The 18,209-nt window shown below is 33.7% G+C and carries 14 protein-coding genes and 1 pseudogene; 13 read left to right on the top strand and 2 right to left on the bottom strand.

What is annotated here, in order from left to right:
- Positions 1 to 61: 61 nt before the first annotated feature.
- Positions 62 to 979: a LysR family transcriptional regulator gene (locus AC0GLY_RS00630; protein ID WP_496611654.1), complete on the bottom strand. Its 918-nt coding sequence runs from the start codon at positions 977 to 979 to the stop codon at positions 62 to 64.
- Between the two features lie 289 nt (positions 980 to 1,268).
- Here AC0GLY_RS00630 and AC0GLY_RS00635 point away from each other — a divergent pair, with 289 nt between their 5' ends.
- The 5 genes from AC0GLY_RS00635 (at position 1,269) to AC0GLY_RS00655 (ending at position 9,572) form a co-directional block, all read left to right on the top strand.
- Positions 1,269 to 5,456, top strand: coding sequence for a bacterial Ig-like domain-containing protein (locus AC0GLY_RS00635; protein WP_496611655.1), 4,188 nt, complete (start codon positions 1,269 to 1,271; stop codon positions 5,454 to 5,456).
- Between the two features lie 155 nt (positions 5,457 to 5,611).
- The gene (gene xylB / locus AC0GLY_RS00640; RefSeq protein ID WP_496611656.1) at positions 5,612 to 7,111 is read left to right on the top strand and encodes a xylulokinase; all 1,500 of its coding nucleotides are present in this window, start codon (positions 5,612 to 5,614) and stop codon (positions 7,109 to 7,111) included.
- A gap of 485 nt (positions 7,112 to 7,596) precedes the next feature.
- On the top strand, positions 7,597 to 8,898 hold the full coding sequence (locus AC0GLY_RS00645; protein ID WP_496612212.1) for a Y-family DNA polymerase: 1,302 nt from the start codon (positions 7,597 to 7,599) through the stop codon (positions 8,896 to 8,898).
- Positions 8,891 to 9,211, top strand: a complete 321-nt coding sequence (locus AC0GLY_RS00650; RefSeq protein ID WP_496611657.1) for an acetyl-CoA carboxylase — start codon at positions 8,891 to 8,893, stop codon at positions 9,209 to 9,211. Before AC0GLY_RS00645 ends, AC0GLY_RS00650 begins: the two co-directional genes overlap by 8 nt.
- Positions 9,204 to 9,572, top strand: a complete 369-nt coding sequence (locus AC0GLY_RS00655) for a hypothetical protein (protein ID WP_496611658.1) — start codon at positions 9,204 to 9,206, stop codon at positions 9,570 to 9,572. The genes AC0GLY_RS00650 and AC0GLY_RS00655 overlap by 8 nt, the downstream gene beginning before the upstream one ends.
- Positions 9,573 to 9,598: 26 nt before the next feature.
- Here the strand turns inward: AC0GLY_RS00655 and AC0GLY_RS00660 are convergent, their stop codons facing one another.
- On the bottom strand, positions 9,599 to 10,189 hold the full coding sequence (locus AC0GLY_RS00660; protein ID WP_496611659.1) for a cadmium resistance transporter: 591 nt from the start codon (positions 10,187 to 10,189) through the stop codon (positions 9,599 to 9,601).
- Between the two features lie 374 nt (positions 10,190 to 10,563).
- Here AC0GLY_RS00660 and AC0GLY_RS00665 point away from each other — a divergent pair, with 374 nt between their 5' ends.
- The 8 genes and pseudogenes from AC0GLY_RS00665 (at position 10,564) to AC0GLY_RS00700 (ending at position 18,158) form a co-directional block, all read left to right on the top strand.
- The gene (locus AC0GLY_RS00665) at positions 10,564 to 11,316 is read left to right on the top strand and encodes an AEC family transporter (protein WP_496611660.1); all 753 of its coding nucleotides are present in this window, start codon (positions 10,564 to 10,566) and stop codon (positions 11,314 to 11,316) included.
- A 319-nt stretch (positions 11,317 to 11,635) separates the two neighbouring features.
- Positions 11,636 to 12,427, top strand: a complete 792-nt coding sequence (locus tag AC0GLY_RS00670) for a 2-keto-4-pentenoate hydratase (RefSeq protein WP_496612213.1) — start codon at positions 11,636 to 11,638, stop codon at positions 12,425 to 12,427.
- Positions 12,428 to 12,744: 317 nt separating this feature from the next.
- Positions 12,745 to 13,497 (top strand): aggregation-promoting factor, encoded by a 753-nt coding sequence (gene apf / locus AC0GLY_RS00675; protein ID WP_496611661.1) that lies wholly within the window; start codon positions 12,745 to 12,747, stop codon positions 13,495 to 13,497.
- A 159-nt stretch (positions 13,498 to 13,656) separates the two neighbouring features.
- Complete coding sequence (locus tag AC0GLY_RS00680; protein WP_496611663.1) at positions 13,657 to 14,844, top strand: hypothetical protein; 1,188 nt, start codon at positions 13,657 to 13,659, stop codon at positions 14,842 to 14,844.
- 80 nt (positions 14,845 to 14,924) lie between these two features.
- Positions 14,925 to 15,356: a hypothetical protein gene (locus AC0GLY_RS00685; protein WP_496611664.1), complete on the top strand. Its 432-nt coding sequence runs from the start codon at positions 14,925 to 14,927 to the stop codon at positions 15,354 to 15,356.
- A 64-nt stretch (positions 15,357 to 15,420) separates the two neighbouring features.
- Positions 15,421 to 16,353 carry an alpha/beta hydrolase gene (locus tag AC0GLY_RS00690; RefSeq protein ID WP_496611665.1) on the top strand — a complete coding sequence of 311 codons (933 nt, stop codon included), beginning with the start codon at positions 15,421 to 15,423 and terminating at the stop codon, positions 16,351 to 16,353.
- A gap of 125 nt (positions 16,354 to 16,478) precedes the next feature.
- Positions 16,479 to 17,358 (top strand): annotated as a pseudogene (galU, locus tag AC0GLY_RS00695) (UTP--glucose-1-phosphate uridylyltransferase GalU).
- 14 nt (positions 17,359 to 17,372) lie between these two features.
- The gene (locus AC0GLY_RS00700) at positions 17,373 to 18,158 is read left to right on the top strand and encodes a DUF4422 domain-containing protein (protein WP_496611666.1); all 786 of its coding nucleotides are present in this window, start codon (positions 17,373 to 17,375) and stop codon (positions 18,156 to 18,158) included.
- The last annotated feature ends 51 nt before the right edge of the window (positions 18,159 to 18,209 follow it).

Below are 18,209 nucleotides of genomic sequence, written 5' to 3' on the forward strand. Positions count from 1 at the left end.
CATAACGGAAGTTATAAATCAAAATGACCTACAAATTAATTTGTAGGTCATTTTTTGGTATTCATAATAAAACGGATTCTTTTTTTTTAGCTTGAGCAAGCTTGGTTAGTGAAGAACTTTTTATAAGATCTATAACACTTTTTTCTGCTTTGGTTAATTCATGTAACTTAGAATAAGCGATAGATAGCATAAAATCTGGTAATTCATTGTTTTTTAATTTTAAGGCAACTAGTTCTTGTTGATTATCTTGTGGAAGCCATTGATTCAATGAAAATGAAAAGCCAATATTTTTTTGTACTAATTGATTCATTAGTTTAGGATCGCGACCGCAAGAAACTACTGGAATAGCAGTGTCATATTTTTTTTCAAAAGCTTTAAATAACTGTGCTTGTAAATATTTATTTGGCATTGTGATGAACGGAGTATCCTTTAAATCTCTAAAGTCAATTTCCTTTTTGTCAGCCAGAGGATTGTTTTTACTAACAATAATATTAATTTGGTCGGTTTCAATAATTTCAGATTGAATCCACTTATTTTTAAGTGGAGCAATAGATTCAACTAATACTAAATCTAAATCACCGACTTCTAATTTTTTTAATAATGAATCTGTATCATTTTCTATTAAATTAACTTTAGAATTCTCTAACTCATTTAATAAATTAGAAAAGTACCCATCACTAATTAATGGAGAAACTCCTAAATTTATAACTTTATTTTTTTGATTTTTAATGCCATCATCAATTAATTGTAATTGTTGCAAAATAACTTTTGCATGTTTATGTAATTTTTCACCATTTTTGGTTAATTTTACAGTCCCAGCAGATTGACTGATTATAAATAACTCATCATTTAATTCAGTTTCAAGTCTTTTAATGTTCATTGAAACGGCTGGCTGGGTTACCCCATAGTACTTAGCAACTTCACTATAACTTTTGGTTTCGATTAATTTTTCGAAATATTTTAAACTATTTAATTTCATGAGTAAACCTATCTAATTGAATTAATATTATTTTTTGTATTTTTACTTGGTTTTAAATTGTTACATACTTGTGATTTATGTAACTTTCATTTTTAATGATATTTTTATTTATAGTGTATATTATCTTACATTATAGTAGCGTTTTCCTTAGTCATTTTCAACCCCTTTAGAAATTAAATAAACTTCTTTGAAAATAAATGATTTCATCATCACTAAATATTATATTATTTATAATAAAAGATGATATAATTATTGGGTAAATTATAAATATCATTTGGAGGTATAAACTTTGAGAAATAATTCCAAGGTACATTACAAAATGTACAAAGCTGGCAAACGTTGGTTGTTTGCTGCAATTGCAACTACCATGATTACCACTGGAGGCTTTGCTTTAAATGAAGTTCATGCCGATACGGTTAATACATCTAATGATGCAACGATTGTAAAAGCGCAGACTGAGACAGAGTCGAAAGCGGATAATGAAACGCAGACTCAAGATTCAACTGTGACGACTACCGATGCAAAAACAAATACAACAGATGCAACCACACAACCGGAGACAACGGTAGCTCTGGTTGAGGAACAAAAGGATGCTACAACTAACACACAAAATAATAATGAAGAACCAAAAGCGGAAAGCTCACAAGAGACTACAGATACAACATCTGCTGACGCAACTAGTGAAACAAAAGCATCTGAACCAATTAGTTCTACAAATGACGTAACTGCAGATAAAACTGTGACAGCTACTAATAATCAAAACATGCAACTTAATACTGCCAATGTTAATTTGGCCGTAGGCCAAACTGCACCGGCAAGTGATGTTTCGGTTGATGTTAGTCAAGATAATCCTTCTTCCGAAACTGATCCATATAGTTTAGCACGAAATATTCCTTATAACGTATCTATTCATAATGATTCCTCAGATGGTGAAGTTATTCCTGTTGGAACGACTTTTACGCTTACGATAGGTACTCCTACTAATGGTGATATAGATAAGTTTGTAAAAAATGGATCTTTTAATGGTGATGAAACCTTATTTGATTTTGTAGATAATGGTACTGGTAATGTTTCTGTAACTGTAATAAAGGAACTTTCTCCCGGTGATTATAATTTCATAATAAACTTTATTACCCAAGATCCTGGTGATAATTGGGACGGTAAGGGCAATACAAAAGACCCAGCAATAGTAACTGCTCCAGTGAGTGCTAGTTTCGATTATGTTGGCAATGTCGAAAATGTTCCTATTACCAGCGGTTCTACTATTTATGTAAAACCTTTTGTTCAGCCTGAACACGTATCAATACCTGGTTATTCAGCAGGATATTATAATGGTAATTCTTATCCAGTAAATAATTCTGATTATCCAGAAGGAGACAAGGGATTTGTCGGTGGAACAACTGATGGAACTAATGTTTATGTTTCCAATATAAAGGATACAAATGGTGAATCTTATGTTGTTGGTCAAATTAACTTCAATCCAAACGTTCCTGGTGTTCAGGCAGAGGGAGTATCACTAGGAATTAAAGCTAATATGCCTATTGATCCAAATAGTGTTTATTTATATAGTCAGTCAATCAGCTATGGGCCTTGGACAGATATTTCTAATGTAGATGGATTAGTATGGACAAAAACAGTTGATGGAGCTACTGTAGATTTTTCAAAGGCAACTTATGATAATCGCCCTGTTAGTTCATATAATTTGACGCTTGTTTTTGCTATGCAAGTAGAAGACCCTAAAACTGAATTACCAGAATTTGATGGCGATATTTTATATTATGGGTATACTGACGGTGTAAAGAATCAAACTGAAACGACAGTTAAATTACCTAATTACTATGTTTTTCAACCGGAAGGTATTAATAAAACAACACCATGGTTTATAGGTGGAGATCAAACAATTTATCAAGATAATCAAGGTAATGTCACTTATGTTCCTATGACAGGTGTTTCTGCCTTTGATGGAACTACTGGTAACTTAACTAATAAAGTTACCATTACTAATTTAGGTGGATATCCAGCTGATGGAGTTAATCCAGCATCTGGCACTTATACTATTTCTTATAGCGTAACTAATGATCAAGGTATAACTTCAACATTTAGCCGAACTATTACAGTCAAATCTAGTGAAGCTAGTATAAACGGTAATGATGTTACAATTTATGCTGGTGATGCAATGCCATCAGCTTCAGATTTTGGAGCATCAGCTACAGCTGATGATGGTAGTGCTGTTCCAGCAGATCAAATTTCAATTGATACTTCTCAAGTAAATCCTAATGTTGCAGGAAATTATCCAGTAACAATTTCAGCCGATAATGGTGAAGTTACGAAGGAAGTTACTGTTCATGTATTAGCAGATCAAGCTAAGGTCACTGCACATGACGTAACCATTTACACAGGTGAAACTGTTCCAACTGATGCTAGCGCTTATGGTGCAACTGCAGTTGGCAAAGATGGAATTACTTCAGTAGGTATTAAATCAGTTGATACTTCTCAAGTAAATAATCAAGCAGCCGGGACTTATCCAGTAACTATTACTGATGATGACGGTGTTTTAACTCAAGTAAGTGTAATTGTCTTAGCAGATCAAGCCAAAGTTACTGCACATGATGTAACAATCCACACTGGTGATGCAGTCCCAACTGATCCAAGCGCCTACGGTGCCTCAGCAGTTGGTAAGGATGGTAAGACTTCAGTAGTCATTGCTTCAGTAGATACAAGCAAGGTCGATAACCAAACGGTCGGTACTTACCCAGTCGTAATTACAGATGCAGATGGGGTATCAACTACAGTAAATGTTGAAGTAGTTGCTAACCAAGCAAGCATTAGTGGCCAAGATGTCACTATCTATGCCGGGGAAGCAGTTCCAGCAGCCAGTGCCTTTGAAGCTTCAGCAACAGATGAAGATGGCAAAGCCATTGCAGTAACGGTTGATACTAGTAAAGTAAACAACCAAGTAGCTGGAACATACCCAGTAACAATTACAGCAGCAGATGGACAAACTAAAGAAGTAAGTGTAATTGTCTTAGCAGATCAAGCCAAAGTTACTGCACATGATGTAACAATCCACACTGGTGATGCAGTCCCAACTGATCCAAGCGCCTACGGTGCCTCAGCAGTTGGTAAGGATGGTAAGACTTCAGTAGCCATTGCTTCAGTAGATACAAGCAAGGTCGATAACCAAACAGTCGGTACTTACCCAGTCGTAATTACAGATGCAGATGGGGTATCAACTACAGTAAATGTTGAAGTAGTTGCTAACCAAGCAAGCATTAGTGGCCAAGATGTCACTATCTATGCCGGGGAAGCAGTTCCAGCAGCCAGTGCCTTTGAAGCTTCAGCAACAGATGAAGATGGCAAAGCCATTGCAGTAACGGTTGATACTAGTAAAGTAAACAACCAAGTAGCTGGAACATACCCAGTAACAATTACAGCAGCAGATGGACAAACTAAAGAAGTAAGTGTAATTGTCTTAGCAGATCAAGCCAAAGTTACTGCACATGATGTAACAATCCGCACTGGTGATGCAGTCCCAACTGATCCAAGCGCCTACGGTGCCTCAGCAGTTGGTAAGGATGGTAAGACTTCAGTAGCCATTGCTTCAGTAGATACAAGCAAGGTTGATAACCAACATATTGGTACTTACCCAGTTGTAATTACAGATGCAGCTGGAGTATCAACCACAGTAAATGTCGAAGTAGTCGCTAACCAAGCAAGCATTAGTGGCCAAGATGTCACTATCTATGCCGGTGAAGCAGTTCCAGCAGCCAGTGCCTTTGAAGCTTCAGCAACTGATGAGGATGGTAAAGCAATTGCTGTTACCATTGATACTAGTAAAGTAAAGCCTGATATTGTTGGCACCTACCCAGTAACAATTACAGCAGCAGATGGACAAACTAAAGAAGTAAGTGTAATTGTCTTAGCTGATCAAGCTAAAGTCACTGCACATGGTGTTACAATCCATACTGGTGATGCAGTCCCAACTGATCCAAGCGCCTACGGTGCAACCGCAGTTAGCAAAAATGGTAAAACTTCAGTAGCCATTACTTCAGTAGCCACAAGCAAGGTTGATAACCAAAAAGTTGGTACTTACCCAGTTGTAATTACAGATGCAGATGGAGTATCAACTACAGTAAGTGTTGAGGTAAAAGTTTCAGCTGTTACACCAAGTACAACGACGACTACACCAGCACAACCAAGTGCCCCAGTTGAATCAGTTACAAGTGTTCCAGTTAAACAGACTGACTCTACTACAACAGATCACTTAGAATCTAATGTTTCAACTGTAAATCCAGTTGCTAAAGAAACTCAAACGGTTTCAGTTTCTGAAACACCAGCCGAAACTAAGACTACTAAGCAAACCGGTTTACCAAAGACGGGACAAGATGCTACAGCTAGTTTGATGAGTATCATTGGTGTCATTTTACTTTCAATCTTTGGATTCTTCGGATTAGGTAAATTTAAGAAGAAAAATTAATAATTAGTTTATGTTTTTGGAAAAGAATGTTATTGGTGATTTATCAGTAATATTCTTTTTTAAAACTTCTATTAAAGTAAGCGTTAATTAAGGTTCTTTAAATTTTATCAACTATAATTGAAGTAAATGATGATGTTTTGAAAGGGGAAGATGATATGACAGAATGTGTATTAGGAGTTGATTTAGGTACAAGTGCAGTTAAAGTTTCGGCAGTTGATCGAGAAGGTAACGTAATTGCTCAAGAGTCATTTGATTATCCACTTAGCCATCCTAAATCAGGATATAGTGAACAAAATCCTAATGATTGGGTAATGTCAACGACAGTTGCAATTGTACGTTTAATTTTGGATGATAAGATTCAAGCTAGTGATATCAAAGGAATTAGTTATTCTGGTCAAATGCATGGATTAGTTTTACTAGATCAACAACATGATGTGATTCGACCTGCCATCTTATGGAACGATACTCGTACTACCAAACAACGTAATGAGATTGACAAACAAATGGGTGATGATTTTGTTAAAATTACTGGCAATCGTCCGTTGGAAGGATTTACTTTACCTAAGATATTATGGATTAAAGAAAATGAGCCAGAAAGTTGGGAAAAAACAGCTGTTATTTTAACGCCCAAAGACTATGTCCGTTATCGGATGACAGGAAAACTAGGAATTGATTATTCCGATGCGACCGGAACCACTTTATTAGATATTCATACTAACCAGTGGAGCAAACAAATTTGTGAGAAATTTGATATTCCGATGAACATCTTACCTCCATTGATTAAGTCAACAACCGATGTAGGGCCAATTACGAAGGAATATGCTGAATTTTCTGGCTTGAAAACAAGCACCCAAGTTTTTGGTGGCGGAGCTGACAATGCTTGTGGAGCTTTAGGTGCTGGAATTTTATCTCCTAAGGTAGTTCTTTCTAGTATTGGGACTTCTGGGGTAATTTTAAAATACGAAGATCGACCAGTTGATGAGTATCATGGTCGAGTTCAAATGGAAGATCACGTGGTTCCTGGGGCATACTATTCAATGGGGGTTACTTTGGCAGCTGGTTATTCGCTTAGTTGGTTTAAAGATACCTTCTGTCAAGATATTCCCTTTGAAAAAGTAATTAGTGGAGCGGCTAGTTCTACAATTGGAGCAAATGGATTACTATTTTCTCCATATATTGTGGGAGAGCGAGCTCCTTATGCAGATGCTGATATTCGCGGAAGTTTTTTGGGAATTGATGCAACCCAAGATCTAAATGATTTTGCCCGAGCAGTTATTGAAGGGGTTACCTTTAGTTTTAGAGATATTTTAAATATCTATCGGGAACAAAGTGCTGATTTTGATGAAATCGTTTCAATCGGTGGAGGATCTAAGAGCGATTTGTGGCTCCAAATTCAAGCTGATATTTTTAATACTCCCGTTAAAAAGTTGGCGAATGAACAAGGACCTGGTATGGGAGCAGCAATGATTGCAGCAGTTGGCTTAGGTTGGTATTCAGACTTTAAAGCTTGTGCAGAAAAATTTGTTCATGTTGCTGAGGTGCATAATCCAATTCCAGCAAACGTTGCAAAATATGATCAATTATATGCGATTTACCAGCAAGTCTATCCACAAACTGTTGAAATTAGTCATGAATTACAAAAATTTAAAAAATAAGTATTGTTAAAGACATTCCATAATGGATGTCTTTTTCATTTGTTATTTAAGCAAACCAGAACATGTGTTCGCGTTTGTGCTATAATTTAAATTAGCTAATTTATTGATCAGTGAGTAAATTAGCAAGTCGTGAAGAGCTGGTAACTCTGGCGGCGGTAGGAGTTTTGTTTTATGTCTTCTTTTGATTATTTAGTTACTACGCTAGTAGTTGCTATCATTACTTATTTGTTAAATCATAAGTAAAAAAAGAGCGATCAGATTGGCTATCTGAGCGCTCTTTTTATTTAGCTGTCCTAAAATGGTTAGTAATAGGAGCAAATGTAAAATGTCTTCTTTTGACTGTTTAAATTATATCACACAATTATAAAGTTCAAATTAATTAACTATCACTTTTCAACTAAGATATTATAATTATATTTTCGAAAAATTAGAACGTATGTTCGTATCTGTGATATAATTACTTTGTAATTAAAGGAGATGCGATGATGTTTTTTGATAGAGAGCCCAAGGGGGTATTTTTCTTAATCGATAATAAGTCTTTTTATGCTAGTTGTGAAGCAGTTCAACGTGGTTTTAATCCTTTGAAAGTACCATTGGTAGTAATGAGCGAGGCTGAAAATACCAATGGCGGATTAATTTTAGCAACATCCCCTGAGGCAAAAAAGCTTTATCATCTAAAGGCCAATGTCTCGCGACAAAGAGATTTGCCCACTGACCCTAGATTACAAGTGGTACCACCTAGAATGAATCTTTACATAAAGAAAAATCTTGAAATTAATCAATTGTTTAGTAAATTTACTCCTGAAGAATTAATTTGGCCTTATTCAATTGATGAAAGTATCTTAGAAATGACAAAGTCTTGGCACTTGTTTGGGAATTCAGTTAGATCAGTTGCAAAATTAATTCAAAAAACAGTTAGAAAGGAGCTTGGACTATATACAACGGTTGGCATTGGTGACAATCCAGTTCAAGCTAAGTTAGCATTAGATATTTATGCTAAACATAATCCTGATTTAATTGGAGAAATTCACTATCAAGATGTTCCAACAAAGATTTGGTCGATTCAAGATTTAACCCAAGTCTGGGGAATTGGTAAACGGACCGCGAAGCATTTAAATCGGTTAGGTATCTATAATATGAATGATTTAGCACATGCGAACCCCTATCTTATGAAACAAGAAATGGGCATCATTGGGACACAAATTTTTGCAACTGCCTGGGGAGTTGATCGCTCTAAACTTACTGAAAAACCAGCAATTAAATCTAAAAGCTTAGGCAATTCTCAGGTTTTACCTCGTGATTATCAAAGTCAGTCTGAAATTGAAAATGTAATTAAAGAAATTGGTGAGCAAGTAGCATCTAGGGTTCGCAGTCACCATCAATTAACTAGTTGTCTTTCTTTAAGTCTTGGGTTTTCTTTCCATGTTAGTGAAGAACTTGGAAAAGCTGGGTTTCATCAGAGTATGTCAATTGATAAAACTGATGATAATCAAGCAATTGTTAGTCAGCTTTTATACTTATTTAGAAAACATTGGAAAGGTCAATCAATTAGAAATATTGCGGTCTATTGCAGTAACTTAACCACTAACACCGGACGGTCACTAGATTTATTTACGAAAGTCGATAAGCAAATCAAGACTGATAAATTAAACCAAACTATTGATGAAATTCATCATAAGTATGGCTTTTCTAAATTAATTTTTGCGAATAGTTTAGGTAAAGGTGGAACGGCACTTGAAAGAGCCAAATTGGTGGGTGGACATAATGGAGGAAATAGTTATGAATAGCGACTTGAAAATTATAATGGAACGGATTGATGAATTATTTAAAAGAATTTCTAAAACCCATTATTGGATTGAAATCGCTAATGATCCTTATGACCAAACTTATAATTTTTTCTTTAATAGTCAGCGATCCCGACAGCGTTTAAAGTCAATCCCTTTACATTCAGTTAAGACTTATAATTTGGAATATTTAGAAGCTCTAATTGTTGCTTTTAAATTAAAAAATCAATTAACCATCAAATTTGTTGGATTTTATGGACTTAAGTGGCCAAATTCACAAAAAATAATTCAAAGAAAGCGTGATTTACTTGAGTAAATATCATTTTAGCCAAAAAGTAGTTGATCAGTTTTTTGAACACGATTATCAAGATCGTGGAATGACGAAATGGCAAGGATTCTATTTATCCGATCATACCGTAGCAATCAAGCAGCAAAAATATAAAATAAAGCAAATTCCAAAAGAGAAACAACCACAACCAATCTCATTAATTAAGCAGCGACTATGTTATGCGTTTAAAAATAACTATGCGGTTATTATTCAGCTGAATGAACTAAATTTAGAACGCAAGCCTATAGAGGTAAGTAACCAAATTAAAGATCTAAATGATGATGTAGTTAAGCTATTTAAAAAGACTCCCATTGCCTTAGAAGAAATTCGCAACGTTAGTTTAGCTTAAATAAAGAAGGCTATTAGACCTACGAATTATTTAATAAAATGGGAAATCGTACCACATTGAACTAGCACAGAAATTCCTAAGTACAGATAAATGGTTCCAGTTAAATACTTACTATAACGATTTAAAAATTGCTCAAGTCGTTTGTCTTTACTAATTATTACAGCTAAACCAAAGAAAATGATTGCCATAGTTAGCATGACACAAAAAGCAACGATAAGTTCAAAAGTTGATTTACGGATGAAAATTGGAATGTAGACGGCAATGTTATCAGCACCACAGGCTGCTACAGTAATAATTACGGTATGTACAATTAATTTAAAGCGTGATTTGTTATCAGTTTCTTCCATTGAATTGTCGTTACTTTTACTAAAAAAATTTTTGCATGAAAAGTAGAGAGGAAAGAGGCCTAGGAAACCAAGCATCCAAGTTTCTGGTACAGCTCGAAGTAAGACAGCAATTGCCATGGGAGTAAGAGTAAGAATGATCGTTCCAATCATATCTCCAATTAAAATGGGGCTCTTGAAACGATGCGCATGGATTAGTAAGACTAAGACTAAAATATAATCCATGTTAGTTGAAATATAAGATACAATTGAATTTATAATAATTTCTAACATATTGATTCCTTAAATGAAAAGTTTAGTATTCATTATACTATATTAACCTGATTAATAAGGATGCCCTTTTCGGCAGGATATTTTAAATTATAAGAACTCGCTTATGGACTTAATTATATTTATTATGAAAATATTCCTTCTATAATATATTAAATCTTAACTAAAAAATTGGAAGGATAGATGATTGGAATGGATATAGTACAATTGAGCAATCAAATTGGTTTAATGTTTTGTTTAATGGCGGTGGGCGTGTTAATTAATAAATTACACTTTATGTCGGCTGGTACTTCAAATGACATGACCAACATTTTACTTTATATTGTGTCACCATGTTTAATTATCCAAGCATTTGAACAAAAATATTTTAGTGGACGATGCACGAATTACTAGTAGTCATGTTGGGAGTGTGTATTGTCTACATGATCAGTATCGTTATATCTAATCTATGTTTCGCTAAAACTAAAAAGCAAACCATGAAACGAGTTGCCATTTTTGGTAGCATTTTTTCCAATGCTGGTTTCATGGGAGTTCCGTTAGCCAGTGCCAAGTTTGGGAATGTAGTAGTCTTTTTTGCGGTTGCTTCTCTTGCTGGGTATAGTCTTTTTAATTGGACATACGGGATAACCATCTTTAAAGAAAAAAGAGAATTTAGTTGGATGAACTTGCGAGAACAGGCTTTTAATGCCTTAATAAATCCCAACATTATTGCTATTTTGGTAGGTGGACTAATTTTTATTTGTTCATTTAAAGTTCCGGAAATCATTAACCGACCAGCAATTTATCTAAGTTCTTTAAATACTCCACTGTCAATGATTGTCATTGGAAATAGTTTAGCAAATTCACGTTTTAGTAAAGATGATTTTAATAAAACACTAATAGGAGCATTGCTTCTCAGAAACTTAATATATCCTATGATGACTTATGGAGTATTACTTGCTTTAGGACTAAGTGGCATTAGTTTGCTGACAACAGTCTTGCTATTTGCATGTCCAACGGCTGGACTAGTAGTACTATTTAGTCTTCAAGCTAATGACAATCCAACACCGGGAATTGCGTTGATGACGATGTCAACCGTTTTATCAATTGTGACGATTCCGTTCGTTTTCCTTTTAATGACCATTTTTTAAAAAATTTACTTTGTGTACAAGATATAATATACTTAACCTTACATAATGTAATTAGAAGGGATTATTATCAATTTGAAAGAAATACATACGCCCGAATGGCAAGTGGATATTGATAGAGAAGTTACTGCAAAAGGTTACTATGAAGAAAAAGAAGTTTAACATTAGATTAATAGTTCTTGCAAAACGCGAACGATATGTTTTGCAAGGACTGTTTTTTTGGTTAAAAATCAAATTGACAAATTTAAAATGTGCTGTATATTAATAAGAAATCGAACATTAGGTTTCGGTTGAAAAATTTAACGTAAAGGATGTGTTTATGATGACTGACAAGGAATTGACTAGTGATGAAGTAGAGGTACTTGCCCAAATTTTGTATAAAGCCTATGCAACGCAAGAACCTTTAGATATGGAAGCATTTACTATTTTTGATGATGATTCTGCTTATCGTGTGCAAAAACGGTTAACTGAGCTAAAAGCGAAAAAATTAGGTGGTTACAAGATTAGTTTGACAAGTGCTGAGACACAAAAAATGTTTAATTCTACTGAACCACTATATGGAGCTCAGTTGGCTGAACACTTCTTTAAATCTGGTGTTAAATTAAACCAATCGATGTTTATGGATCCATTAGTTGAAGTTGAATTAGTTTTTACGGCAAAAGTTGATTTATCTGCTAAAGATTCTTTAGATGAATTAATGGCAAAAACAACGGTTGCTCCGGCAGTAGAATTACCTGATTGCCGGTTTAAAGATTGGTTCCCAACTTTACCAAAGAATTTAGTGATGGCGGATGCTGCAGTTGGTGGAGCTGTAGTTTATGGCGATGAAGTTGATGCTGATCAATTTAGCTTAGCTGATTTAGCCAAAGTTCATACGGAATTATTTCATGATCGTAAAAAAGTTGCAGATGGGAAAGCTAGTGAAGTTTTAGGTAATCCCGTTAAATCCTTAAAATGGTTAACTGAAAAATTAGCTGAAACTGATCAAGTGGTCCATGCAGGTGAACATATCTCAACTGGAACTTTCTTACTACCTGTTTCATTAACTCCAGGAAATTGGAAAGCTGAATTTGACTATGGGTTAAGCGACGTAAAATTTGAATTAGAAAAATAAGGTTTAGTTATCTTATTTTTATACCAGGCAAAAGTCACAGCTAGAGTAAGTAGCTGTGACTTTTGTATTTGTTTGAAGATTTTCGACTATTCAAATCATTATAAAAGTATCAGGTAGTTCTTAAATTAAATTACAAATTGTGATATTAAGATTACAGCATTACAAAACCCCACTTTTTCTTAAACCCATTGTAATCTCAATGTAACAAATATCCTTTATCATGGGTACTGTTGATTAGTTGAGGTGTTTATCCGTCTAATACAACATTCTTAAATCAGAAAACTAGAAAAAGTTAATTAAAAGGAGAGTTTATTTATATGAAATTAAAAGGTTTAAAGACAATTGCAGCAGTTACTGCTGTATCAGCTGGTGTTTTATTTGCCGGTGCTAACAGTGCTAATGCTTCGACTCGAGTAACAGTTAAGTCAGGTGACACTATTTCAGAACTTGCTAAGACTTACAATGTTTCAATGCAAAGTATTAAAGATGCTAACAAGATTGAAGATATTAACCGTATCTATGTTGGTGAAGTTTTTGAAATTGGTGATGATGGTCAAGTACTTGTTTCAGATCAAAGTGCTACTCCAGCTGCAACTGCTTCAGTTTCAGCAGATAAAACTGTATCTGCTCCAGCTGCAGAACCAGTTCAAACAAGTGCACCAGCACAACCAGTTGCTGCCCCTGTACAAGCTGCAACTCCAGATGCTGTAACTACTCCAGCTCCAGTCAAAGCTGAAACTCCAGCATCAGTTCAACCAGTTGCTGCAGCTACACAAGCACCAGTTCAACCAGTTGCTACTCCAGCACCTGCACAAACTACTGCTCCAGCTGCAAGCTCAGTAAGTGGTAGTGATGCCGCTGCTAAAGATTGGATTGCTGGTCGCGAATCTGGTGGTAACTACGGTGCCCAAAATGGTCAATACGTAGGTAAATACCAATTATCATCATCATACTTAAACGGTGATTATTCAGCTGCTAACCAAGAAAAAGTTGCTGATAACTATGTAACTTCACGTTATGGATCATGGTCAGGTGCTCAAGCATTCTGGCAAGCAAATGGTTGGTACTAAAATTAATTTAAAACTGACTTTAAAAGGGAATTCCATTTGGGGTTCCCTTTTGTTCGGAACAATATTAATCTGTCTTTGTTTAAGAGAAAATAAGTGATAAAATTAATGATGTATTTTTATAAAAATACATCATTAATTTTATAATATTGGAGAGTAATTATGAATAAATATACGTATAAATATAAATATATAATAGATAATTATATATTTATAATTGCCCTGGTTCCTATGATTATTTCCTGTTTTTTAAATAACACAACCATAACCACGGTATTCCCAGTATTTGGAACTATTTGTCATGCACTCGAAATTTTTTCTATAATTATTGCTTCTATAAAAATATTTTTTTTAAATGACTACGATATTTTGTATAAATTTTTTATTTTTTTTATATTGTTACTATTATTATTAACTTCTATAATTGGTAAATCACAAGATTTTTTTAATTGTTTTGTTTTAGTTCTAGCATCTTTTAGTATAAAATTGGAAAATATATTTAAAATTTATTTTTATTTGCTAAGTATTTTATTTTTTGTAATACTGTTTTTATTTAATATTGGACTAATACCAAATTATACATATTTTAGAAATGGATTATATAGGCAATCTTTAGGAATGGGTTATACCACCATACTAGCATCAGTAGTTTTTTACGTATTGGTTTCACTAGTTTGTTGGAGTTTTTTTTGGAAGAATAATCATCGATTGATTTTATCTTTACTGATGTTGTTTATTAGTTACTTTATTTATAAAATTACTGATACGAGAACTGATTTTATATGTTCGTTACTTCTTATTCTTATTTTTTTACTAAGTAAATTTGATTTTACAAAATTAAAATCACTTAGAGGTTTACTTCTAATTTCTCCAACACTTATTTTTTTATGGACACTATATTCAACTTATTTTTATAATCCAATTAGTAATTTTTGGTTAAAGATGAATGAACTTTTTAGTGAAAGGCTATATTTAGGTAATTTAGTTGCTTCACTATATCCAGCCAAACTATTTGGTCAATATTTCGTTCAACGTGGAAATGGCTTTTCAACTGCAACAGTAACTAATTATTTATTTCTTGATTCTTCTTTTTTAAGAGTGTACTTTATGAATGGTATAATTCCGTTTTTAATATTATATTTAATAATTCAATATGCTTTTTATAAAATTATTAAGTCAGGAGATAGATTAAATATACTTTTATTATGTGTGTTGTTGGTAACTGCATTTGAGGGAATTTTTTCGACATTATTTTTAGTTATTGGAATTAATTGTTCTTTATATGTATTAAATTATGGCTTCTTTAATTTAAGTGAAGCAGATTATTTAAACGATTATTCTAAAAGCTAAAGTAAATTCACTAAGCATATTAAGAGTTCTATATAACACTATTAATTTCTTTTTCATAAAAATAAAGGAAGGAGTAAGTCATGGAAAATACTTTATATAGCAAAATTAATATCATCTACTATTTAACGTTAGTAGCAGCAATCATTGAAACAATCGGAGCTGTTCCAGTCCTCGGTGGCTTAGTGATTATTATAAGCTTAGATGCACCATTAATTGCTTTAGTGGGGCTCTATGTTGCTGGCTTAATTTTTACTATTCAAGCTCAAGGAACTTCAGGAGCTGATCGGTATAATATTGAGTTGTCAGGTATCAAAACTAAATTTATTTTTGGAATTATTTGTGCAATTGTAGCCTTTATTCCAATTATTGGCTGGATTTTACATATCGTGATGGCAATTATTATGTGGTTACAATACAGTAATTTAATGCGCATGAAGAATAAAGTTGTTAAAGATGACGTAATTGAAGACGTTAAAGCTGAAGATGTTAAAACTAACAACGATAATAAATAATAGATTAAAAATGTCCATGGGAAATTGGGCATTTTTGTTTTGATGAAAGCTGTGACTAATTAATATGGTAGAAAAAAATAAAAAAAAGAAGCATAAGCGAATTTGGCTTCGGGTTTTGTTGAGTTTATTGGTAATTTTAATCATCATCGGTGGAATTGGGATGTATTATTTATTTAATTTTGCGTTTGCTCGCGGTGGTTTTAGTGATCAAATTAGAAGCCGAGCCAATACGGAGTGGTTTGATACGCATCCATCTCAAACTTGGACGCAAAAAACGAAGGATGGACAAACTTTAAAGGCCCATTATTTTGCTGCGGACCAACCCACTAATAAAACGGTAATCGTTGTACATGGTTATGGTGGTTCTGCTCGACGGATGAGTACCTATATTCGGATGTTTCATAACGATGGGTATAATGTCTTAGCACCTGATAATCGCGGATTTGGAGATAGTACTGGAAAATACATTGGTTATGGATGGCTTGATCGGGTTGATGTGACTAATTGGATGAAACAGGTTAATCAGTATAATCCTCATGGTGAATTAGGAATTTTTGGAATTAGTATGGGTGCAGCTACGGTAATGTACACGCTTCCTACTGCACCAACAAACACTAAGTTTGCCATTGCCGACTGTGGCTATTCAAGCATTAATGCCGAATTAAGCCACGAATTGCATGAAGTGTTTAACTTACCATCTTTTCCCATTTTGCCAATTGCTAACTGGTATTCCAAGTTTTTAGCAGGGTATAAATTTACTGATGGTGAAACAAAGGATACTTTGAAGCGTAATCACATTCCGTTGTTTATTATTCATGGTAGTAAGGATAAATTTGTTCCCACAAAATTTGCTTACCAAAATTATGAAAATGATCAAAGTAAAGATAAAGAAATTTGGATTGTTCATGGGGCGGAACATGCCCAATCAAAACAAACTGATCCAGTTCAGTATCAAGAAAAAACAGCAGCATTTGCAAGTAAATGGTTTAACAGTTAGATTACAATGAATTAATTATCAATTGATTTCCTAATAAAACATTAAAATCTAATTGATAATTTACTGAAATAATATATCATTAATATTGATATAGTTATGTAAATATTATAGGAGTTTTTTAAATTATGAAAAAAGTTACAAAAGCAATTATTCCAGCAGCAGGTTTAGGAACGCGTTTCTTACCTGAAACCAAAGCTGTGCCTAAAGAAATGTTACCAATTGTTGACACACCCACGATTCAATACATCGTGGAAGAAGCTAAAGCTTCAGGAATTACTGATTTAGCTATTGTGATTGGTTCAGGAAAAGGTTCAATTGAAGACCATTTCTCATCTAACTATTTATTAGAAAAAAAACCTTGAATCTAAAGGTAAAGATGCTATGTTAGAAGCAGTTAAAAAAACTAATGATATGAACATTTACTTTATTCGTCAAGCTTATCCCAAGGGATTAGGCGATGCAGTTTTAACTGCTAAAACCTTTGTAGGCAATGATCCCTTTGTGGTTATGTTGGGTGATGATTTAATGACTGATAAAGTTCCGTTAACGCAACAATTAATTAATAGCTATGAAAAGTCAGGTGCTTCAACCCTTGCTGTAATGCGAGTTCCCCATGAAGAAACGGTGAAATATGGAGTGATTGATCCCATTGAAGAAGTGAGTGATGGGATGTACGATGTAAAACAATTCGTAGAAAAGCCAGCACCCGAAGATGCGCCTAGTGATTTAGCCATTATTGGTCGTTACTTGTTTACTCCAGAAATTATGGATGTCCTTGAAACCACTAAACCTGGTAAGGGTAATGAAGTTCAATTGACGGATGCCATTGATACTTTGAACAAAACACAAAAAGTTTATGCTCATGAATTTAAAGGTGATCGTTTTGATACAGGGAACAAGTTAAGTTGGTTAGAAACTAACATCGAATTTGCTCTACGTCGTGATGATTTAAGTGATGATTTGAAGGCTTATATCATTGATTTGGCTGATAAATTTGAAAAATAGTGAGGTTAGCATAAATGAATATTAAGATTCTTGTTGCATCACACAAAGATGCTCCTATGCCAAAAAATAAAAATTTATATATGCCTGTATTAGTAGGTGCTGACAAAAATTTTAATGGGCAAAAAGGATTTCAACTTGATAATGATGGAATTAACATTTCAAGTAAGAATCCTAATTACAATGAATTGACTGCTATTTATTGGGCTTGGAAAAATTTAAAAGGTACTGATGCAATCGGTCTAGTGCATTACCGAAGGTTATTTAGTAAAAGTCATCAAAGATTATTAGATAATGTGTTGACTTCAAATCAGGTTGAAGAATTGTTAAATAATGCACCAGTTATTTTACCTAGAAAAAGAAATTATTACATAGAAACTATTAAATCTCACTATTTACATTCTCATTATCAGAAACCACTAGATGTTACACGTGAAGTGATTAGTGAAAAATTTCCAAACTATTTACAAGCATTTGATAAAGTGATGGATAGCAAATCAGCACATATGTTCAATATGTTTATTATGAAAACTGATTATTTTAATAAATATTGTGAATGGCTTTTTGCAATATTATTTGAAGTTGAAAAAAGAATTGATATTTCTAACTACTCTGTTCAAGAAGCCCGGGTATTCGGTTACTTATCAGAGTTATTAATGGATGTTTGGATTAAAACAAATCATGTTGACTATGTCGAATGTAATTGGATTCAAATTGGCGATCGACAATTAACAAAGAAAGCAATTGGATTTATTAAAAGAAAATTGATTAGTAATGTTGGAAAAGATGCTACACATTATTAATTAGTAGTATTTTACTATATAAAAGATTTAATCATTCGTCGATAAAGGAGT

This window comes from Fructilactobacillus sp. YLN 2507, assembly GCF_059614085.1.